Raw genomic sequence first — 19,987 nt, forward strand, 5'->3', positions numbered from 1 at the left:
AAGTCAAATCGATCATTTTGCTCATGCGGATAGATTTGTCTTATGATGCGCGCCGTCCGCCGTCGTCTCCATAGAAACGATCGATGGATTTTGATTTCGGCATAGGCGACGCCTATGTCTGGAGCCGCCTCCCCAACAACCAGCGTGACCCATGTCCGTCCTGCCCACCTTGCGCCAGCTGCAATATCTGAAGCTCCTGGCCGAGCACGGCTCGTTCAGCCGCGCCGCCGAGGCCGCCCATGTCAGCCAGCCGGCCCTGTCGTCGGGGGTGCAGGAGCTGGAGCGCGTCCTGGGCGCCGCGGTGGTCGAGCGTACGCGCGGGGCGGTGATCCTGACCGCCGTGGGGGCCGAGGCGGTGCGCCGGGCCGAGGACGTGCTGGCGCGCGCCGAGGACCTGGTCGAGGCGGCCCAGAACGCGGGCAAGCCGCTGTCGGGCCGGTTCCGCCTGGGGATCATCCCGACGGTGGCGCCCTTCCTGCTGCCGCGCACCCTGCCGGGGCTGAAGACCCTGTATCCGGGCCTGCGCCTGTTCATCCGCGAAGACCTGACGCCGCGCCTGATCGCCGGGCTGAAGGCGGGCCAGCTCGACGCCGCCGTCATCGCCCTGCCTTACGACGCGCCGGGGATCGACCACGCCCATATCGGCGACGACGAGATCCTGGCCGCCGCCCCCGTCGGCCATCCGCTGGCGGGCGCCGGGCCGATCCCGGAGGGAATGCTGAAGGCCGACGACCTGATCCTGCTGGAAGACGGACACTGCCTGCGCGATCAGGCCCTGGCGGCGGTCAATATCGAGGCGCCGCGCGGCGAGGACGTCTTCGCCGCCACCTCCCTGCATACGCTGGTGCAGATGGTGTCCTCGGGACTGGGCGTCAGCTTCCTGCCGCAGATGGCGGTGAAGGCGGGCCTGGCCGATAGTCCGGGCGTCGTCGTGCGCCCCATTTCCGAAGACGCGCCGCGCCGCGAGATCGTGGTCGCCTGGCGCGCTGGCTCCAGCCGCGCGGCGGAGGCGCGCCTGCTGGCCGAGGCGCTGAAACTGGACTGAGGCGGGCGAGCGGCGAGGCGCCGCCTTTGACCATTCCGCCGTCATCCTCGGGTCAAGCCCGAGGATGACGGCGGGGTGGGGGGCGGGGGCAAAGAAAAAGGCCGGCGGATCGCTCCGCCGGCCTTCATTCTAGTCTGGTCTAACGCGCTTTCGCGCTGCTTGAGACCTCTTACTTCTCGTCGCCGCGCGCGAGGTTGCGCAGGACGTAGGGCATGACGCCGCCGGCCTTGAAGTAGTCCAGCTCGGTCTGGTTATCGATGCGGCAGCGGACCGGGAAGCGGGCCATCTTGCCGTCCGACGGGCGGAACAGCTCGACCCACAGGTCCTGACGCGGCTTCAGCTTGCCGACGTTGGCGTCGGTCAGGCCGCGGATGGTGACGATCTCTTCGCCCGTCAGGCCCAGCTTCTGCCAGCCGTCTTCCTTGAACTGCAGCGGGACGACGCCCATGCCGACCAGGTTTGAGCGGTGGATGCGCTCATAGCTTTCGGCGATGACGGCGCGGACGCCCAGCAGGCGGGTGCCCTTGGCCGCCCAGTCCCGCGACGAGCCGGTGCCGTATTCCTTGCCGGCGAAGACGACCAGCGGACGGCCTTCCGACTGGTAACGCATGGCCGCGTCGTAGATCGACATCGTGTCTTCCGAGGGGAAGTGCTTGGTGACGCCGCCCTCGATGTCCGGGGTGATCTTGTTGCGGATGCGGATGTTGGCGAAGGTGCCGCGCATCATGACTTCGTGGTTGCCGCGGCGTGCGCCGTAGCTGTTGAAGTCCAGGGCGTCGACGCCGTGGTTGGTCAGGTACTGACCCGCCGGCGAGGCCTTCTTGATCGAACCGGCCGGAGAGATGTGGTCCGTGGTGATCGAGTCGCCGAAGATGCCCAGAATGCGCGCCTCGACGATGTCGCTGACCGGGGTCGGCTCCATCGACAGGCCTTCGAAGTAGGGCGGGTTCTGGACGTAGGTGGAGGTGTCCTGCCACTCGTAGGTCTGGCCGCCGGCGACCTGGATGGCCTGCCAGTGCTCGTCGCCCTTGAAGACGTCGGCGTAGCGCTTGGCGAACATCTTGGGCGTGACCGACTTCTTCTGGATGGCGGCGATCTCTTCCGAGGTCGGCCACACGTCCTTCAGGAAGACGTCATTGCCCTTCTTGTCCTGGCCGATCGGCTCCTTGGTGATGTCGATATGCATGGAGCCGGCCAGGGCGTAGGCCACCACCAGCGGCGGCGAGGCCAGGTAGTTGGCCTGGACGTCGGGGTTCACCCGGCCCTCGAAGTTGCGGTTGCCCGACAGGACCGAGGTGGCCACCAGGCCGTTGTCGTTGATCGCCTTGGACACGGCCGGATCCAGCGGACCCGAGTTGCCGATGCAGGTGGTGCAGCCGTAGCCCACCAGGTTGAAGCCCAGGGCGTCCAGGTCCTTCTGCAGGCCGGCGTCGGTCAGATAGTCGGTGACGACCTGCGAGCCGGGGGCCAGCGAGGTCTTGACCCAGGGCTTGGGCTTGAGGCCGAGCGCATTGGCCTTGCGCGCCACCAGGCCGGCGGCGATGAGCACTGACGGGTTGGAGGTGTTGGTGCAGGAGGTGATGGCGGCGATGACCACGTCGCCGTCGCCCAGGTCGAACTTTTCACCCTCGACGGCGACGCGCGGGGCGTCGGCCGGGCGCGAGAAGACGTCGGTCAGGGCCGTGGCGAAGGCCGGAGCGGCGCTGGTCAGCTCGACGCGGTCCTGCGGACGCTTGGGACCGGCCAGCGACGGCACGACCGTCGAGATGTCCAGCTCCAGCACGTCGGTGAAGATCGGGTCTTCCGAGGTCTCGTCGATCCACAACCCTTGAGCCTTGGCGTAGGCTTCGACCAGGGCGACGCGCGCCTTCTCGCGGCCGGTGGCCGTCAGATAGTCGATGGTGGCCTGAGAGACCGGGAAGAAGCCGCAGGTGGCGCCGTACTCCGGGGCCATGTTGGCGATGGTGGCCTGGTCCTCGATGGTCATGCCGGCGATGGCGGGACCGAAGAATTCCACGAACTTGCCGACCACGCCCTTCTTGCGCAGCATCTGGGTGACGGTCAGCACCAAGTCGGTGGCCGTCGCGCCTTCCGGCAGCTTGCCGGTCAGCTTGAAGCCGACGACTTCGGGGATCAGCATCGGGATCGGCTGGCCCAGCATGGCGGCCTCGGCTTCGATGCCGCCGACGCCCCAGCCCAGGACGGCCAGGCCGTTGATCATGGTGGTGTGGCTGTCGGTGCCGACGACGGTGTCGGGATAGGCGACGGTCTTGCGGCCTTCCTCGGCGGTCCAGACGGTCTGGGCCAGGTGCTCCAGGTTGACCTGGTGGCAGATGCCGGTGCCCGGCGGCACGACGCGGAAGTTGTTGAAGGCCGACGAGCCCCAGCGCAGGAAGTTGTAGCGCTCGATGTTACGCTCATACTCGCGCTCGACGTTCTGGCCGAAGGCGGCGGCGTTGCCGAAATGATCGACCATGACCGAGTGGTCGATGACCAGATCGACGGGGACCAGCGGGTTGATCTTCTTGGCGTCGGCGCCGAGCTTGTCCATCGCATCGCGCATGGCGGCCAGGTCGACCACGGCCGGAACGCCGGTGAAGTCCTGCATCAGCACGCGGGCCGGACGGAAGGCGATCTCGTGCTCGACGGCGCCCTTGTTCTCGATCCAGGCGGCGACGGCCTTCAGGTCGTCCTCGGTGACCGAGACGCCGTCTTCGTTGCGCAGCAGGTTCTCCAGCAGCACCTTCATCGAGCGCGGCAGGCGGGAAATCCCGGCCAGACCGGCTTCCTCGGCGGCGGGAAGGCTGTAATAGGCGTATTTCTTGCGCCCGACCGCGAGGTCCTGGCGGGTTTTGAGGCTGTCGATCGACGGCATGGAGAGTAGTCCTCTGGCAAACGCCGCCCGACAATTCGGTTGCGCCTTCGCGCGCTGGACGTCGGGGCGCACAGGTCCCCGGCGCGCGCGGCGAAAGCCTGCTGCGGCGCTTGCGCATATAGTCCCGCGCGCGTGGGCCGTCCATGTATCCACACCCCCGACGTGGACATTGAGAGAGATTCGCAAGTGCTGACCCGGCTCGACATCGAGGCCCTGAGCCTGTCGCGGGGCGAGCGGCGGCTGTTCCATGGCCTGAGTTTCAGCCTGTCGGCGGGCGAGGCGGCGGCCCTGACGGGGGCCAATGGGGCGGGCAAGACCAGCCTGCTGCGCGCGGTGGCGGGCTTCATCCGCCCGGATGCGGGGGCGGTCGTCTTTCATGACGCCGAGGGCGAGATGGAGGCCGAGGGCGCGCGGCGTTCGGCGCTGCATCTGCTGGGCCATCACGAGGGTTTGAAGCCTCAGCGTGCGGCGCGGCAGGAGCTGGGCTTTCAGGTTGAATGGCTGGGCGGCTCGGCCGAGGCGATGGACGCGGCCGTCGTGCGGCTGAAACTGGGGCCCTTGCTGGATCTGGAGACGCGCAAGCTGTCGGCGGGGCAGAGGCGGCGGCTGTCGCTGGCGCGTCTGGTCGCCGCCCCGCGCGCCCTGTGGCTGCTGGACGAGCCGCTGGCGCCGCTGGACGAGGCCTGGCGCGGCGTCGCCGCCGAACTGATGGCCGAGCATCTGGCGGGCGGGGGCATGATCCTGGCCGCCGTGCATGATCCGCTGCCGGTCGCGGCGCGGTCGCTGGATTTAGGGGGCGTGCGATGAAGGCCGCCCGCGCCCTGTTCGCGCGCGAGCTGTCGCTGGCCTGGGGCGGCGGCGGGGGGCCGTTGCTAGCCTGCGGTTTTCTGTTGTGTCTGACGGCCATCCTGCCGCTGGCGGCGGGGGGCGATCCGCGTGTTCTGGCGCCCGCCGCCTCGGGGGTCAGCTGGATGGCGCTGGCGCTGGCGTCGCTGCTGTCGCTGGAGCGGATGTTCGAGCGGGATCTGGAAGACGGGGCGCTGGACCTGCTGGCGACCGGCCCCCTGCCGCTGGAGGCGACGGTGGGGATCAAGGCGCTGGCGCAGTGGCTGGCCACGGGTCTGCCGCTGGCGGTCGCGGCGCCGGTGGCGGCTCTGGCGCTGGGCCAGCCGCCGGAACTGATCGGCCTGACCGGCGCCTCGGCGGCGCTGGGTGGGCTGGGCTTCGCCTTTACGGGCGCGCTCGGCGCGGCGCTGGCGCTGGGCGCAAGGCGCGGCGGCCTGCTGATCGCCGTGGTGGTGCTGCCGCTGTTCATCCCGCCGGTGGTGTTCGGGGCGGGCGCCCTGACCCGCGCCGCCAGCGGTCAGAGCCCGGCCTCGGCGCTGGCCCTGTTGGGCGCCTATGTGCTGTTCGCCCTGGTGATCGCGCCGATCGCGGGCGCGGCGGCGGTGAGGAACGCGCAGGGCTAGCGCCCCTTCAGCGTCACATACAGCGCCCCGTCGCCGCCGTGGCGGCGGTGAGCGGGGGCGAAGCCGGACACGACGCCGCGCAGATAAGGCCCGGTCAGCCATTCATGCACCGAGGCGCGGATGATCCCGCCGCCGCGGCGGCCCTGGCCGGTGATCACCAGGACCGAGCGCAGGCCGCGCATCTGGCAACTGATGAGGAAGCCGCGCAGCTGGTCTTCGGCTTCGAACCGGCCGAAGCCGTGCAGGTCGATGCGCGCCTCGATCGGATCGCGCTCCCGGGTCAGGCGGCGCTTGCGGCCGGGCTCAAGCTCTTCGGGCGTTGGCTGGGCGCGGGGGGCGGGCCGGGGCGGCGCGGCGTTGGAGGCGCGGGGCACCGAGGCCGGGGTCGTCGAGCGCCCGGCCGAGGCGGGGGTGAGGGCGGCGTTGCGCTTCTTGCCGGCGGCGCCGCGCGCGACGGGCGGCGCCGCCGTCTCAAGCTCGGCTTCAGGCGGGACGACGGCCCCGGGCGTGACGCGGGCGGCCTTGCGCCGCACGGGCGGGGTGACCGTGCTGGCGACCCGCGCCCACAGGCGTTTGTCGTCGGCGTCAGGGGCGGCGTCAGGGGCGGCGTCGGTGCTGGCGGCCGGCGGGCCGCGGCGGGCCACGCTCAGTCCTCGTCGTCGACGGCGTCCGGCGGACCGGGCTCATGGGCCAGCAGGTCGCCGGGCTGGCAGTCCAGCTCGCGACACAGGGCGTCCAGGGTGGTGAAGCGCACGGCCCGCGCCTTGCCCGTCTTGAGGATGGACAGGTTGGCGACGGTCACGCCGACGCGGTCGGCGAGCTCCGTCAGCGACATGCGGCGCTGGGCGAGGATGCGGTCAAGTTGGACGCGGATGGCCATGAGGTGAGCTTTAGCGTGTCCCGGTCAGATCGTCAGTTCGGATTCGCGACGAAGGCGCGCGCCCTCGCGGAACACCTCGGCCAGGACGAAGACGACCAGGACCGAGAAGACGGGGGTGAGCAGGTCGCTGATCCCCTGCGGCTCCATCACCCCGGGCGCCAGACGCGCGGCGACCAGACCCTGAACGATCCAGACGCCGCCGGTGACGACGGCCAGGATCAGGCCGATCTGGCGCAGGCGGCGGACGTTGTCCGGCTGGAACGGATCGCCAAGGGTCAGGGTGCGGAAAATCTTGCGCAGATAACGCAGGATCAGCAGGAAGCCGCTGAAATAGGCGGTCAGGGCGCCCAGGCCGAACAGCAGCAGCGGGCGCGACAACGGCATCTCGCGGCCGTCCGCTCCGTCCGAAACCGTGACGTTCAGATTGTCGAGCGGAATGAAGATGGAGGCGACCCAAAGCAGCAGCAGCAGGCCGGTGACGAGGATCATCACCACATAGGCGACGTCCAGGGCGATCTTCAGCACGCTGGCGATCGAGCCGGGGCCGAGGGTGCGCAGATTGGGCGTGAGCAGATTGGGGTTGCGCCGACGGCGCGGCTTCGACTTCCCGGCGGGGTTCAGATTCGGGAAGCGCATGGGCGGCGTCTCAGGCCGGGGGAACAGGCGCGGTCGCCGCGGCGGGTCCGGCCGACCCGCGCGCGGCGTTATTCTTCGCGGCGTTCATGGCGATCGTCAAAGTCCCCCTCCAACCCGACAGGATCAGAAGCTCTGAACGATCAGGGCGATCGCTGCGGCCGGCAGGGCGGCCAGCAGGAAGGCGTTGCCCAGGCTGTGGGCCAGACGGTCCATCATGTTGGTCTTTCGCATGGCTTGCATATCGGTCTCTCCATCAAAGCACATTTTTTGTGCATTTATGCTGCGCCGCTGGATCGTTGTTGCGATTTGTTTCTCGCGTTTGAACGGTGCGGCCTCCGTTCTTGATAATGAAGATAGGTCATGCCCGGATGAAAGCCAACTTACATATCGTTTAACGATGTTACCATTTCGCAATGGATTCGACGGGAGTAAGGTCGCGCCATGAATCTCAAGCTCATCAAGGGGATGCGGCTCGTCGCCGCCACCCACAATCCCGGCAAGGCGCGCGAGATCGAAGCGCTGCTGGACGGACATTACCGGATCGTCACGGCCGGAGAGCTGAGTCTGCCCGAGCCGGACGAGACCGAGAGCACCTTCGCCGGCAACGCCATGCTGAAGGCGCGCCATGCGGCCCAGGCCTCGGGCGAGGTCGCCCTGGCCGATGATTCCGGCCTGTCCGTCGCGGCGCTGGACGGGGCGCCCGGCATCTATTCGGCGCGCTGGGCCGGGCCGGACAAGGACTTCGCCCTGGCCATGCGCAAGGTCGAGCAGCGGCTGGAGGAGACCGGTTCGCGCGATCGCTCGGCCTGGTTCACCTCGGCCCTGGCGGTGGCCTGGCCGGACGGGCCCTGCGTGGTGGTCGAGGGCCGGGTCGACGGCCAGCTGGTCTTCCCGCCGCGCGGCGACGGCGGCCACGGATACGACCCCGTCTTCCAGCCCGAAGGCTCGGACAAGACCTTCGCCGAGATGGACGCCGCCGAAAAGGACGCCGTCAGCCATCGCGGCCGGGCGTTCGACAAACTCAAGGCGGCGCTGATTGATTGACCGTGGTCCTTCTCCCCTTGGGGGAGAAGGCGGCGTGCGCAGCACGACGGATGAGGGGGCCGTCGGCTCCTGACATTACGAAAGCCTGTCATGCTCAACCCGCCCCCTCATCCGAGCGGCTCCGCCGCCCACCTTCTCCCCCGAGGGGAGAAGGGTTCCATCGCCCTTTACGTCCACTGGCCCTATTGCGCGCGCATCTGCCCCTATTGCGACTTCAACGTCGTGCGCGACCGGGGGCGGAGCGAGGAGCAGGCGGGGCTGGCGCAGGCCATTCTTGACGACCTGGAGGCGCAGGCGGCGCGGGTCGGCCCGCGGGCGCTGGCCTCGATCTTCTTCGGCGGGGGCACGCCGTCGCTGATGCCGCCGGACGCCGTGGCGGCGGTGGTCGAGCGCGCCCGCGCCCTGTTCCCGCCGACGGGCGTCATAGAGGTCAGCCTCGAAGCCAATCCGACCGACGCCGAGGCCGGGCGCTACGCCGCCCTGGCGCAGGCGGGGATCAACCGGCTGTCGATGGGGGTGCAGTCGTTCGACGATGCGGCGCTGAAGTTCCTCGGCCGCGACCATTCCGCCGACGAGGCGCGTCGGGCCATCGCTCTGGCGGGACGGGCCTTCTCGCGCCTGTCGATCGACCTGATCTACGCCCGGCCGGGACAGAGCGTCGCCGACTGGCAGGCGGAACTGTCCACCGCGCTCGATCTGGGGTTCGAGCACGTCTCGCCTTACCAACTGACCATCGAGGGGACGACGGCGTTCGGGCGGGCCGTGGCGCGCGGGGCCTGGTCGCCGCCCGACGAGGATCTCGCCGCCGAGCTCTATGAGGCCACGCAAGCGACGCTCGAAGCGGCCGGGTTCGAGGCCTATGAGGTGTCCAACCACGCCCGCGACGACGCCGCCCGCTCCAGCCACAATCTGCACGTCTGGCGCGGCGGGGATTACCTCGGCCTCGGCCCCGGCGCCCACGGCCGGATAACGCTGGCGGAGGGCCGGATCGCCACCGTCGCGCACCGCCGCATCGGCGACTATGTGCAGGGCGTCGCCGCCCGAGACCCCTGGGCCGAGCGCGAGGTTCTGGACCCCCGCGACGCCGACGAGGAGCGGGTGCTGCTGGGCCTGCGCACCGTTGAAGGCGTGCCCCTGTCCCTGCTGCAGCGGCTGGGCCTGTCAGCGGATGAAGGGAAGTTGGGCGACCTGCTGGCCGACGGCTTCGTCGCTCTCAAGGACGGACGGATCGCCGCCACGGCGACGGGGCGGCCGTTGCTGGACGCCGTGCTGAAGGCGCTGCTGACCTAGACCGCGCCGCGCCGGACTGGCAGGGTCCCGCCGATGTCCGACGCCCCGCTTTTCCCGCCGACCGCCCCGCCCGCGCGCCCCGTTTCGCCGGGCCTCTATCTGGTGGCGACGCCGATCGGGAATCTGCGCGACATGACGCTGAGAGCGCTGGACGTGCTGGCGGCGGCCGATCTGGTGCTGGCCGAGGACACGCGGGTGACGGCCAAGCTGCTGACCGCCTATGGGCTGAAGGCCAAGCTGGAGCGCTGCGACGACCACGCCTCGGCCCGCGCCGCCGAGATCGCCGTCGAACGGCTGAAGGCGGGCGAGGTGGTGGCCCTGGTGTCGGACGCGGGCACGCCCCTGGTGTCCGACCCCGGCTATGTGGTGGCGCGCGCGGCGGTGGCCGAGGGCCTGCCGGTCCATCCGGTGCCCGGCCCGTCCAGCCTGCTGGCCGCCCTGTGCATCGCCGGCCTGCCCGCCGACCGGATCCTGTTCGCGGGCTTCCTGCCGCCCAAGTCGGGCGCGCGCCGCACGGCGCTGGAGGAATTGCGCACCGGCCGTCAGACGCTGGTCTTCTTTGAAAGCGGCCCGCGCCTGAGGGACAGCCTGACCGATATGGCGCAGGTGCTGGGGCCGCGCCCCGCCGCGGTGGCCCGCGAACTGACCAAGCTTTATGAGGAATGCGTGCGCGGCGATCTGGCTGAGCTGGCCGCCGATCCGCGTCTGGACGCGCCCAAGGGCGAGATCGTGGTGGTGGTCGGCCCCGGCGAGGCCGAGACGGCCAGCGCCGCCGACGCCGACGCGGCCCTGTCCGAAGCCCTCACCCGCCTGCCGCCCGGCGAGGCGGCGGCCGAGGTGTCCAAGGCCCTGAACCTGCCGCGCAAGCCGCTCTACAAGCGGGCGCTGGAGCTGAAGGCGCGGTGAGCCCGGCCCCGCCCTCTCGCCTGTCGCGCCCGCCGCCGCCGCCCAAGCGGCCCAAGGCGGGCTGGCGCAAGGCGGTCGGCGGACGGGCGCATCGTCAAGGGCATGACGCCGAGTGGATCGCCGCCCTGTGGCTGATGCTCAAGGGCTATCAGGTGCTGGCCTTTCGCCTGAAGGGGCGGGGCAGCGAGATCGACATCCTGGCACGGCGCGGGCGGGTTCTGGCCGCCGTCGAGGTCAAGCGCCGCGCCACGCTGGAGGCGGCGGCGTTGGCCCTGGGGCCCGATCAACACCAGCGTCTGATCCGCGCGGCCGAGGCGGCGGCGCGCGGGCGGCCGGCTCTGGCGGGGCTGGACCTGAGAATCGACATGGTGACGCTGGCCCCCGGACGCTTTCCGCGTCATCTTCGCGGCGTGATCTCCAGGGGAGCGGATCGGCCTTGACGCGCGAGGAAGCAGAGGCGGTGCTGGCGCAGGCGGGCGAGAGGCCGGACGAGGCCTTTCCCCTGCTGGATTGCGCTATCGCCTGCGCCATCCACGACTATCCGTTCCGCGACGCCGACGGGGTGCGCATCCTGGCCGACCATGCCGCCCAGCGGCTGAAGGAGCGGGCGGCTCAGGAAAGCCCCGATGAGGCCCTGACCGAGGCGCTTGCCGGCGACCTGCGGCTGAACGGCGACCTGCTGAACTACGACCATCCGGCCAATACGGACGTGATCGACGTGGCCGAGCGGCGGCGCGGCCTGTCGGCGGTGCTGGTCATCTTCTATCTGGACGCCGCGCGCCGGGCCGGACTGAGCGCGGCGCCGGTCGACTTTCCCGGCCACGTCCTGTTGCGGGTCGAAACGCCCGAGGGGCCGGTGGCGCTGGACCCGTTCAGCCAGGGCCGGCTGGTGCTGCCGTCGGAGCTGACGCGCCGCGCCCTTCTGGCCGGATTGACGCCGCATGTGGCCGACCGGCTGGACCTGCTGATGGCGCCGGTCAGCGAGCGTCAGGCCCTGATCCGGCTGCAGAACATCCTGTTCAACCGCGCGCTTCACGCCGGCGATTATGAAAGCGCCGAGCGTTCGGCCCTGCGCCGCGCCCTGCTGGACCCCGAGGATCACCGCCCCTGGCTGGACGTCGCCGCCGCCCGCGAGAAGCAGGGCGCCCTGACCGGCGCCATGCACGCCCTGTCGCGCGCCCGCACCCTGGGCGAGCCGCTCGTCGCCTGCGACGTCCGGCTGGACCGGATGCGGCTGCAACTGAACTGAAGCACGGTCTTGCAGCCGAGCTGTCGCGGCCTCAAGTAACGCTCAGCGGCGTCCTTGCTCGGGCGCTCATTCAGCCAGCGCCCGCGGCGCGAGCGATAGCGCCCACCAAAAAGGACACCCCATGCTCAAGGTCGCCATCCAGATGGACCCGCTCGAGGCGGTCAACGTCGAGTCGGACACCACCTTCCTGATGGCCCTGACCGGCCAGGCGCGCGGCCACAAGCTGTGGGTCTACGACTTTCGTACCCTGGCCCTGGAGGACGGCCGCCTGTTCTGCCGCGCCCGTCCGGTGACGGTGCAGCGCAAGCAGGGCGACCACGCCGACTTCGGCCCCGAGCAGCGGCTGGATCTGGCTGAGGACGTGGACGTCATCCTGATGCGTCAGGACCCGCCCTTCGACATGGCCTATGTCACCGCCACCTATCTGCTGGAGCGGGTGCATCCCAGGACCCTGGTGGTCAATGATCCGGCTGAGGTGCGCTCGGCGCCCGAGAAGCTGATCGCCACCCTGTTTCCCGGCCTGCAACCCCCGACCCTGGTGTCGTCCGATCCCGAAGCCCTGGTCGACTTCCACCGCCGTCATGGCGATGTGGTGCTGAAGCCCCTGCATGGCGCGGCCGGGTCGGGCGTGGTGCGGCTGAAGGCGGACGATCCGAACCTGGAGGCCCTGATCGAGATCCACGCGACCGGGTCGCGCGATCCGCTGGTGATCCAGAAATTCATCCCGGCCGTCGCGGCGGGCGACAAGCGAATCATCCTGATCGACGGCGAGCCGGTCGGCGCCATCAACCGTATTCCGGCCAAGGATCAGGTGCGCTCCAACCTGCGCGTCGGCGGCACGGCGGCGCCGGTCGAGCTCACCCCGCGCGACCTGGAGATCTGCGCCGCCATCGGCCCCTATCTGAAGGAACGCGGCCTGATCTTCGTCGGCATCGACGTGATCGGCGACTATCTGACCGAGATCAATGTGACCTCGCCCACCGGCGCACAGCAACTGCTGAACTTCGCCGGGATCGACGCCACCGAGCGGATGTGGGCGGTCATCGAGCAGAGAAAGGCGGCGGCCGCCTGACGGCTGAAAAGCCGCCCACGCGCCTGATCGAACGGCGCTCTTGCAGTTTACTTGAGTTCGTGATTTGTTCTCTTTACCGAGGGAGAGAACACGATGGCGGCTCGAGTGGTGACGGTGGCGTTCGACGGCGTCGATGCGCGCCGGGTCGACGTTGAAGTGCAGCAGGTCGGCTCGCCCGCCGGGGCCTTCGCCATTGTCGGCCTGCCGGACAAGGCGGTGGCCGAAAGCCGCGAACGGGTGCGCGGCGCCTTCGCCGGCATCGGCCTGGCGCTGCCCGCCAAGAAGGTGATCGCCAATCTGGCCCCGGCCGACCTGCCCAAGGAGGGTAGCCATTTCGATCTGCCGATCGCCCTGGCCGTGCTGGCTTCGATGGGCGTGATCGGGCCGGACGCGCTGGACGGCTGGGCGGCGGTCGGAGAACTGGGGCTGGACGGCCAGATCGCAGGCGTCGGCGGGACCCTGCCTGCGGCCATGGCGGTGAACGCCATGGGGCTGGGCCTGATCTGCCCGGAGGCGAACGGGCCGGAGGCGGCCTGGGCGGGAGATGTGCGGCTGCTGGCGCCGCGTTCCCTGATCGGCCTGATCAATCATTTTCGCGGGACCCAGGTGCTGCGCCCGCCCCAGCCGGGGCCGGTGGTGGAGGGGGGCGCCGTGCCCGACCTGCGCGAGGTCAAGGGGCAGGAGGGCGCCAAACGGGCGCTGGAGATCGCCGCCGCGGGGGGCCACAACCTGCTGTTCGTCGGCCCGCCGGGTTCGGGCAAGTCGATGATGGCGGCGCGTCTGCCGGGCCTGCTGCCGCCGCTGACGCCGCTGGAGCGGCTGGAGACCTCGATGGTCTGGTCGGTGGCGGGCCTGATCGAGCGCGGGGCGCTGACGCGGGAACGACCGTTCCGCGCGCCGCATCACTCGGCCTCGATGGCCGCCCTGACCGGGGGCGGACATAAGGCCAAGCCGGGCGAGGCGTCGCTGGCGCACAACGGCGTGCTGTTCCTCGATGAACTGCCGGAATATTCGGCCCAGGCGCTCGACAGCCTGCGTCAACCGCTGGAGACCGGCGAGATCGTGGTGGCGCGGGCCAACGCCCATGTGCGCTATCCGGCGCGCTTCCAGCTGGTGGCGGCGATGAACCCTTGCCGCTGCGGCGTGGGCGGACCGGGCAGGGGCGCCTGCGGCAAGGCTCCGCGCTGTCAAAGGGACTATCAGAACCGTATTTCCGGCCCGATGTTCGACCGCATCGACCTGACGGTCGAGACGCCACCGGTCACGGCCGCCGACATGATCCTGCCGCCTCCGGCCGAGGGCACGGCCGAAGCCGCCGCCCGGGTCTTCGCCGCCATGCAGATGCAGGAGGCCCGCCAGGCCGAGGCCGGGCTGACGGGAATGCAGGCGCTCAACGCCCGGGCGTCGGGCGAGGCTCTGGAGCGTTTCGCCGCGCCGGATCAGGCCGGTCGCGCCCTGCTGATGAAGGCGGGGGAAGCGGGCGGGCTCACCGCGCGGGGCTGGACCCGCACCCTGCGTCTGGCGCGCACCATCGCCGACCTGGACGGGGCGGACGGCGTGCTGCGCCGCCATGTGGCCGAGGCCCTGATGTACCGACGCAGCACGGTCGGCGCCCGTGAGGATTTCGACCGCCAGGTCAGCCGACGCGGCTTGTTTCCCGTGAAGGAAGGCGCAGACGGGCCGAGGCCGTTCGTGTTGAATTAACCCCGGGAGGCCTAGCGTGGCCTTATGGGACAGACCCGCCGCAAACCGTCGCAGAACGCGCTCCTGCCAGCCATGTCCGGCTTGGGAGCGGGGCCGTCCGACGCGCCTGCGGACGGGGCCTCCCCCGAACAGCAGTTCCTGCGGCTGATGAGCCATGAGATGCGCACGCCTCTGAACGGGGTGATCGGCATGCTCGGCCTGTTGTCGCGCACGCGGCTGGACGGGGCGCAGCGCGCCTATGCCGAGGCGGCGCAGAAGTCGGCTGAGCATCTGTTGGGCCTGGTCAACGACCTGTTGGATTACGCGCGGCTGGAGGCCGAGGCGCTGGAGTTCGATCCGGCGCCGGTCGACCTGGAAGGCCTGGTTCGGGGCGTGGCCGAACTGCTCAGTCCGCGCGCCCACGACAAGGGGCTGGAGATCGTCTGGTCGGTGGCCGCCGACGCGCCCGACATCGTCGCCGACGAGGGCCGTCTGCGGCAGATCCTGTTCAACCTGGCTGGAAACGCCGTGAAGTTCACCGACCGGGGCGGGGTGCGTCTGGCGGTCGAAGCGGTGGGCGAACCGCGGGACGGCGCGCCCGTGCGGCTGGCCTTCATCGTTGACGACACCGGACCCGGCGTGCCGCAAGAGGCGCGCAGCCGCATCTTCGAAGAGTTCGGCCACGCCGACGCCTCGGACGCCGCCCGCTTCGACGGCGCGGGCCTGGGCCTGGCGGTGGTGCGGCGCCTGGCCCGCGCCATGGACGGAGCCGTCGTGGTCGAGGACCGCCCCGAAGGCGCCGGCGCCCGGTTCCGTTTCGAAGCCGCCTTCCCGCTCGCGCCCGGCGCCACGCCGCGCGCGCGGCCGCTGGCCAAGCTGGCGGTGGCGATCCGCACGCCCGATCCCTTCGTGCGACGCGCGGCGGCCGACCAGATCGAAGCCTCCGGCGGGCGGGTGGCGCGTCAGGCGCAGGTGACTCTGGTGGATCATGCCGGCGCCGACGTAGGGGCGCTGGCGGCCAAGCCGGTTCAGGGCCAGTCCATCATTCTGCTTCGCCCGAACGAGCGGGATCTGATCAGCCGCTACCGAGCAGCCGGCTTCTGCGGCTATTTGATCAAGCCCTTGCGCCGGGCCTCGCTGTCCGAGCAGGTGCTGGGGGCGCTGGCGCCGCGCCGGGGCGTTGCCGCGCCGCCGGTTCGATCCGGCGACGACGACCGGGTCGCCCATGTCGCCTTCAAGGGCGTGCGGGTCCTGCTGGTCGAGGACAATCCGGTCGGCGCGCTGCTGGCCAGGACCCTGCTGCGTCGCGAGGGCTGCGTCGTTCAGACAGCCGCCGATGGGCATGAGGCGCTGGAGGCGATGAAGGCGGCGCGCTTCGATCTGGTCTTCATGGACATGCGGATGCCGCGTCTGGACGGGCCCGGCGCGACGCGCGCCCTGCGCGCCCGCGGCGACCAGACGCCGATCATCGCCCTGACCGCCAACGCCTTCGCCGAGGACCGCGCCGCCTGTCTGGCGGCGGGCATGGACGACCACCTGTCCAAGCCGCTGGAGGCGGACGCTCTGCGAAGCGCGCTGGCCCGCTGGACGAACGGGGCCAACCGCGCCAAGGTCGCGGCTTCCTGATCTGCCAGTAGTTCGTCGTCCGTATCGCCCGGCGGCGCCCGCCGGAGCCACGTATGATTGATACCAAGACGCCCAACGCGCCTGCCGGACGTTTCGGGGGGCTGGCCGTCTATGGCGAGCGGCGGCCGATGGCCATGCTGCTGCTGGGGTTCGCGGCGGGCCTGCCGAACCTGCTGATCTACGATACCCTGTCGGCCTGGCTGCGCGACGCGGGCGTGACGCTGGAGATGATCGGCTTCTTCGCCCTGGCCACCCTGACCTATGCGTTGAAGTTCGTCTGGGCGCCGCTGCTGGACCGCACCAATATTCCCGGCCTGACGCGCTGGCTGGGGCATCGGCGGTCGTGGATGCTGGCGACCCAGGTGGTGATCATCGCCGGCCTGTGGCTGATCTCGGGCTCCAATCCGCAGACGTCCCTGGGCGCCGTGGCCGCCTTCGCCGTGATGGTCGGCTTCTTCGGCGCGACCCAGGACATCGCGATCGACGCCTGGCGTATCGAGGCGGTGGACGACAGCCGTCAGGGCGCGATGGCGGCGGCCTACCAGCTCGGCTATCGCGTCGCTCAGATCGTCGCCGGCTTCGTGCCTCTGGCGTTGGCGCAGTTCTACAACTGGAACCTGTCCTACGCGATCATGGCCGCCCTGATGGGCGTCGGCGTGATGGGCGTCCTGCTGGCGCCGCGCGAGAAGCAGCACGTCGTGCGCGCCATTCCCGTCTCCGACATTCCGTCCCGTCCCGTGGCCGAGAAGATCGAATGGGTGGTGCGCCTCGGCCTGATCTTCGTCGCGGCGGTGCTGATCGGCACAGGACTGACCGACAAGATCGACGCCTTCGCCTGGGCCTTCGGCGCGGTCCTGCCCGAAGCGGTTCTGGCCGTCCTGAGCGCGGGGCTGGCTGAAAGCGGGGGCGGCGGGGTGTTGATCCAGTTCGCCTGGATCGTGCTGGGCTTCGGCCTGCTGTTCTTCGCCTGCGCGCCGGTGCCGGGCTGGCGCACCCGTCCGGGCGCCTATCTGGCGGGGTCGTTCGGCGCGCCGTTGAAGGATTTCTTCGTCCGCTTCGGCAGGCTGGCCGGGCCGATCCTGGCGCTGATCTGCCTCTATCGCCTGGCGGATTTCGTGCTGAACATCATGAACCCCTTCTACATCGACCTGGGGTTCAGCCTGATCGAGATCGGCGAGGTGCGAAAGCTGTTCGGCGTCGTCGCCATGTCGCTGGGCGTCTTCATCGGCGGCTGGTCCGTCGCCCGCTTCGGCTTGATCCGGACCATGGTGGTCGGGGCCTTCATGAGCCCGGTGTCGAACCTGGTCTTCGCCTGGCTGGCGACCCAGGGGCATGATCTGACCGCCCTGTTCGTCTCCATCGGCGTGGATAACCTCGCCACCGGCTACGCCGGGACGGCGCTGATCGCCTATATGTCCAGCCTGACGTCGATCGGCTTCACCGCGACCCAGTACGCCCTGTTCAGCTCGCTGTACGCCCTGCCGGGCAAGCTGATCGCGTCCCAGTCCGGCAAGATCGTCGAGGCCTCGGCGCGGGCGGCCGACGCCGGGGGACCGTTGGGGGCGCTGAAGGGCCTGTTTCACGCCCTGCCGCCGGAATCTCTGGTCGCAGGCGCGGCCAAGAGCGGGGTTTCACCGGCCGGCCTGGGGGCGGGCTACGTCACCTTCTTCCTGTATTCGACGGTCATCGGCGTGTTCGCCATTCTGCTGGCCTTCTACGTCGCGCCGCGTCATGCGCGCCTGATCGCCGAGCAGAAGAAGGCGGCCGCCCCGGAAGAAGCGCCCGGCGCCTGAAACGCAAAGAGGCGGCCCGAAGGCCGCCTCTGAACGGTGTCGCGATGGCGAGGGGGTCAGTCCTCGATTTCCACCCCTTCGGCGTAGGCGGCGAAGGTGGCGGCGGTCATGATCTCGCCGACCGAGGCGCCCAGGGGCACGATCTGCACCGACTTCTCCAGACCCACCAGCAGCGGGCCGATCACCGTGGCGCCGCCCAGGGCCTGAACCAGGCGGGTCGAGATGGCGGCCGAATGGATAGCCGGCATGACCAGGACGTTGGCGTCGCCGGTCAGACGCATGAAGGGATAGTTGGCCCGCGCTTCGGAGTTCAGCGCCAGGGCCGGGGGCATCTCGCCTTCATATTCGAAATCGACGCCCATGCCGTCCAGGATGCGGATGGCCTCGCGCACCTTTTCGCCACGCGCGCCCGGCGGGTCGCCGAAGGTCGAATAGCTGAGGAAGGCGACGCGCGGCTTGCGGCCCAGGGTCTTGACCGTGGCGGCGGCCTTGACGGCGATCTCGGCCAGTTCGGCGGCGTCGGGCAGTTCGTGGATCGAGGTGTCGGCCACGAACAGGGTGCGCCCCTTGGCCAGCAGGATCGACAGGCCGATCATCCGGTCCTTGACGTCCAGGACGCGGCGGACCTCTTTCAGGGCCATGTTGAAATTGCGGGTCACGCCGGTGACCATGCAGTCCGCTTCGCCGCGCGCGACCATGGCGGCGGCGAAATAGTTGCGGTCCTGATTGATCATGCGCTGGACGTCGCGGCGCAGATAGCCGCGGCGTTGCAGGCGGGCGTAGAGCCAGTCGACGTAATCGGTGTTCCGCTCGGAAATCCGGGCGTTCATGATCTCAATGCCCAACTCATCGAAGCTCAGACCGGCCTCGGCGGCGTTCTGACGGATCAGTTCCTCGCGGCCGACCAGGATGGGCGTGCCCAGTTCGGCCTGTTTGAAGGCCCAGGCGGCGCGGATGACGGATTGCTCCTCGCCCTCGGCGAAGACGACGCGCTGCTTCGGACCCGAGCGCACGCTGGCCTGGATCTTCTGCATCAGGGCCGCCGACGGATCGACCCGCTGGCGCAGGCTGATGCGATAGGCGTCCATGTCCTCGATCGGCTTGCGCGCCACGCCGGTGTCCATCGCCGTCTGGGCGATGAAAGGCGGGATGTACCAGATCAGGCGCGGATCGAACGGCGTCGGGATGATGTATTCCGGACCGAACTTCAGCTTGCGGCCGCGATAGGCGGCGGCGACCTCGTCCGGCACGTCTTCGCGCGCCAGCGCCGCCAGGGCGTGGGCGCAGGCGATCTTCATCTCGTGGTTGATCTGCCGCGCGCGCACGTCCAGCGCGCCGCGGAACAGATAGGGGAAGGCCAGGACGTTGTTGATCTGGTTGACGTAGTCTGACCGGCCCGTCGCCATGATGGCGTCCGAACGCACGGACTTGACGTCTTCGGGCGTAATTTCGGGGTCGGGGTTGGCCATGGCGAAGATGATCGGATTGGGCGCCATGGAGGCGACCATCTCCTTGGTGATCGCGCCCTTGGCCGACAGGCCCAGCACCACGTCGGCGCCGACCATGGCCTCGGCCAGGGTGCGGTGCGGCGTGTCGGTGGCGTGCGCCGCCTGCCATTGGGAGACGTTGTCCCGGCCCTTGTAGATCACGCCCTGACGATCGCAGATGACGGTGTTCTCAGCCTTGACCCCGGCGGCCTTCATCAGGGCGATGGAGGACAGGCCCGCCGCGCCGGCGCCGGACAGGACGACTTTCACGTCTTCCAGCTTCTTGCCGACGATGTGGCAGGCGTTGATCAGGCCGGCGGTCGAGATGATGGCGGTGCCGTGCTGGTCGTCGTGGAAGACGGGGATGTCCAGCAGGTCCTGCAGCTGGGCTTCGATCTCAAAGCATTCGGGGGACTTGATGTCCTCCAGATTGATGCCGCCCCAGGTGTCGCCGATGTTCTTGACCACGGTGACGAACTCGTCCGGGTCCGTGGTCTTCACCTCGACGTCGAAGCTGTCGACGTCGGCGAAGCGCTTGAACAGGACCGACTTGCCTTCCATCACCGGCTTGGAGGCCATGTGGCCCAGATTGCCCAGGCCCAGGATGGCGGTGCCGTTCGAGATGACCGCGACCAGATTGCCCTTGGCGGTATAGTCGTAGGCCTTGTCCGCATCGGCGGCGATGGCCAGAACCGGCACGGCCACGCCCGGCGAATAGGCCAGCGACAGGTCGCGCTGAGTCGCCATCGGCTTGGTCGGGGCCATGGAGATCTTGCCCGGGATCGGATCGCTGTGGAACTCCAGAGCGTCGTCGTCTGAGAAGGTCTGTTTGTCGGTCAATTCGGGCATTTTAATCTCGGCAAGGGCAGGCGCGTCTCGTTCCTAGAGGGTGGGGCCGTCGCCGACAACCGCTGACGCTGGGTCAAGACGCA

Annotated in this window: 17 protein-coding genes; 12 read left to right on the forward strand and 5 right to left on the reverse strand. The window is 69.8% G+C overall.

Features of this window, described 5'->3' with window-relative positions:
• Positions 1 to 151: 151 nt before the first annotated feature.
• Positions 152 to 1,045, forward strand: coding sequence for a hydrogen peroxide-inducible genes activator (locus PIB44_RS01155; RefSeq protein WP_278070145.1), 894 nt, complete (start codon positions 152 to 154; stop codon positions 1,043 to 1,045).
• A 169-nt stretch (positions 1,046 to 1,214) separates the two neighbouring features.
• On the opposite strand, the gene acnA is transcribed toward PIB44_RS01155, so the two are convergent.
• Complete coding sequence (gene acnA / locus PIB44_RS01160) at positions 1,215 to 3,920, reverse strand: aconitate hydratase AcnA (protein ID WP_025976472.1); 2,706 nt, start codon at positions 3,918 to 3,920, stop codon at positions 1,215 to 1,217.
• A 186-nt stretch (positions 3,921 to 4,106) separates the two neighbouring features.
• Between acnA and ccmA the strand changes: the two genes are divergently transcribed.
• A complete protein-coding gene (gene ccmA / locus PIB44_RS01165; RefSeq protein WP_278070146.1) occupies positions 4,107 to 4,727 on the forward strand; it encodes a heme ABC exporter ATP-binding protein CcmA in 621 nt (206 codons plus the stop codon).
• Positions 4,724 to 5,389: a heme exporter protein CcmB gene (gene ccmB, locus PIB44_RS01170; protein ID WP_278070147.1), complete on the forward strand. Its 666-nt coding sequence runs from the start codon at positions 4,724 to 4,726 to the stop codon at positions 5,387 to 5,389. The genes ccmA and ccmB overlap by 4 nt, the downstream gene beginning before the upstream one ends.
• Here the strand turns inward: ccmB and PIB44_RS01175 are convergent.
• The 3 genes from PIB44_RS01175 to PIB44_RS01185 are packed head-to-tail and all read right to left on the reverse strand — an operon-like array spanning position 5,386 to position 6,905.
• On the reverse strand, positions 5,386 to 6,033 hold the full coding sequence (locus PIB44_RS01175) for a Smr/MutS family protein (RefSeq protein ID WP_278070148.1): 648 nt from the start codon (positions 6,031 to 6,033) through the stop codon (positions 5,386 to 5,388). The two genes, ccmB and PIB44_RS01175, sit on opposite strands and share 4 nt — an antisense overlap.
• A 2-nt stretch (positions 6,034 to 6,035) precedes the next feature.
• The gene (locus PIB44_RS01180) at positions 6,036 to 6,269 is read right to left on the reverse strand and encodes a helix-turn-helix domain-containing protein (protein ID WP_024354407.1); all 234 of its coding nucleotides are present in this window, start codon (positions 6,267 to 6,269) and stop codon (positions 6,036 to 6,038) included.
• A 24-nt stretch (positions 6,270 to 6,293) separates the two neighbouring features.
• Positions 6,294 to 6,905: a DUF2975 domain-containing protein gene (locus PIB44_RS01185; RefSeq protein ID WP_235599159.1), complete on the reverse strand. Its 612-nt coding sequence runs from the start codon at positions 6,903 to 6,905 to the stop codon at positions 6,294 to 6,296.
• A gap of 441 nt (positions 6,906 to 7,346) precedes the next feature.
• On the opposite strand from PIB44_RS01185, the gene rdgB reads away from it, so the two are divergent.
• The 9 genes from rdgB to PIB44_RS01230 all read left to right on the forward strand — a co-directional run bounded on the left by rdgB (position 7,347) and on the right by PIB44_RS01230 (position 17,568).
• Complete coding sequence (gene rdgB / locus PIB44_RS01190) at positions 7,347 to 7,949, forward strand: RdgB/HAM1 family non-canonical purine NTP pyrophosphatase (RefSeq protein WP_025976477.1); 603 nt, start codon at positions 7,347 to 7,349, stop codon at positions 7,947 to 7,949.
• 90 nt (positions 7,950 to 8,039) lie between these two features.
• The gene (hemW, locus tag PIB44_RS01195) at positions 8,040 to 9,239 is read left to right on the forward strand and encodes a radical SAM family heme chaperone HemW (protein ID WP_278070149.1); all 1,200 of its coding nucleotides are present in this window, start codon (positions 8,040 to 8,042) and stop codon (positions 9,237 to 9,239) included.
• Between the two features lie 33 nt (positions 9,240 to 9,272).
• Positions 9,273 to 10,145, forward strand: coding sequence for a 16S rRNA (cytidine(1402)-2'-O)-methyltransferase (gene rsmI / locus PIB44_RS01200; RefSeq protein WP_134581985.1), 873 nt, complete (start codon positions 9,273 to 9,275; stop codon positions 10,143 to 10,145).
• Positions 10,142 to 10,585: a YraN family protein gene (locus PIB44_RS01205; RefSeq protein ID WP_278070150.1), complete on the forward strand. Its 444-nt coding sequence runs from the start codon at positions 10,142 to 10,144 to the stop codon at positions 10,583 to 10,585. Before rsmI ends, PIB44_RS01205 begins: the two co-directional genes overlap by 4 nt.
• Positions 10,582 to 11,394 (forward strand): SirB1 family protein, encoded by an 813-nt coding sequence (locus PIB44_RS01210; protein ID WP_134581986.1) that lies wholly within the window; start codon positions 10,582 to 10,584, stop codon positions 11,392 to 11,394. Before PIB44_RS01205 ends, PIB44_RS01210 begins: the two co-directional genes overlap by 4 nt.
• Before the next feature lie 121 nt (positions 11,395 to 11,515).
• Positions 11,516 to 12,466, forward strand: a complete 951-nt coding sequence (gene gshB / locus PIB44_RS01215; protein WP_025976482.1) for a glutathione synthase — start codon at positions 11,516 to 11,518, stop codon at positions 12,464 to 12,466.
• 93 nt (positions 12,467 to 12,559) lie between these two features.
• Positions 12,560 to 14,170, forward strand: a complete 1,611-nt coding sequence (locus PIB44_RS01220) for a YifB family Mg chelatase-like AAA ATPase (RefSeq protein ID WP_134581987.1) — start codon at positions 12,560 to 12,562, stop codon at positions 14,168 to 14,170.
• Positions 14,171 to 14,242: 72 nt separating this feature from the next.
• Entirely contained in the window at positions 14,243 to 15,775 is a 1,533-nt protein-coding gene (locus PIB44_RS01225; protein WP_134581988.1) for a response regulator, read from the forward strand.
• Between the two features lie 53 nt (positions 15,776 to 15,828).
• Complete coding sequence (locus PIB44_RS01230; RefSeq protein WP_278070151.1) at positions 15,829 to 17,568, forward strand: AmpG family muropeptide MFS transporter; 1,740 nt, start codon at positions 15,829 to 15,831, stop codon at positions 17,566 to 17,568.
• A gap of 56 nt (positions 17,569 to 17,624) precedes the next feature.
• On the opposite strand, the gene PIB44_RS01235 is transcribed toward PIB44_RS01230, so the two are convergent.
• Positions 17,625 to 19,904, reverse strand: a complete 2,280-nt coding sequence (locus PIB44_RS01235) for an NADP-dependent malic enzyme (protein ID WP_025976486.1) — start codon at positions 19,902 to 19,904, stop codon at positions 17,625 to 17,627.
• Positions 19,905 to 19,987 lie beyond the last annotated feature (83 nt).

Origin of the sequence: Brevundimonas sanguinis, assembly GCF_029636725.1 — a bacterium.
Taxonomy (GTDB): domain Bacteria; phylum Pseudomonadota; class Alphaproteobacteria; order Caulobacterales; family Caulobacteraceae; genus Brevundimonas; species Brevundimonas sanguinis.

What these genes read in the sequence shown, in the direction of transcription:
- PIB44_RS01155 (WP_278070145.1), top strand. Translation starts at nt 152, where the DNA reads ATGTCCGTCCTGCCCACCTTGCGCCAGCTGCAATATCTGAAGCTCCTG.
- acnA (WP_025976472.1), bottom strand. Translation starts at nt 3,920, where the DNA reads ATGCCGTCGATCGACAGCCTCAAAACCCGCCAGGACCTCGCGGTCGGG.
- ccmB (WP_278070147.1), top strand. Translation starts at nt 4,724, where the DNA reads ATGAAGGCCGCCCGCGCCCTGTTCGCGCGCGAGCTGTCGCTGGCCTGG.
- PIB44_RS01180 (WP_024354407.1), bottom strand. Translation starts at nt 6,269, where the DNA reads ATGGCCATCCGCGTCCAACTTGACCGCATCCTCGCCCAGCGCCGCATG.
- PIB44_RS01185 (WP_235599159.1), bottom strand. Translation starts at nt 6,905, where the DNA reads ATGCGCTTCCCGAATCTGAACCCCGCCGGGAAGTCGAAGCCGCGCCGT.
- rdgB (WP_025976477.1), top strand. Translation starts at nt 7,347, where the DNA reads ATGAATCTCAAGCTCATCAAGGGGATGCGGCTCGTCGCCGCCACCCAC.
- hemW (WP_278070149.1), top strand. Translation starts at nt 8,040, where the DNA reads ATGCTCAACCCGCCCCCTCATCCGAGCGGCTCCGCCGCCCACCTTCTC.
- rsmI (WP_134581985.1), top strand. Translation starts at nt 9,273, where the DNA reads ATGTCCGACGCCCCGCTTTTCCCGCCGACCGCCCCGCCCGCGCGCCCC.
- gshB (WP_025976482.1), top strand. Translation starts at nt 11,516, where the DNA reads ATGCTCAAGGTCGCCATCCAGATGGACCCGCTCGAGGCGGTCAACGTC.
- PIB44_RS01220 (WP_134581987.1), top strand. Translation starts at nt 12,560, where the DNA reads ATGGCGGCTCGAGTGGTGACGGTGGCGTTCGACGGCGTCGATGCGCGC.
- PIB44_RS01225 (WP_134581988.1), top strand. Translation starts at nt 14,243, where the DNA reads ATGTCCGGCTTGGGAGCGGGGCCGTCCGACGCGCCTGCGGACGGGGCC.
- PIB44_RS01230 (WP_278070151.1), top strand. Translation starts at nt 15,829, where the DNA reads ATGATTGATACCAAGACGCCCAACGCGCCTGCCGGACGTTTCGGGGGG.
- PIB44_RS01235 (WP_025976486.1), bottom strand. Translation starts at nt 19,904, where the DNA reads ATGCCCGAATTGACCGACAAACAGACCTTCTCAGACGACGACGCTCTG.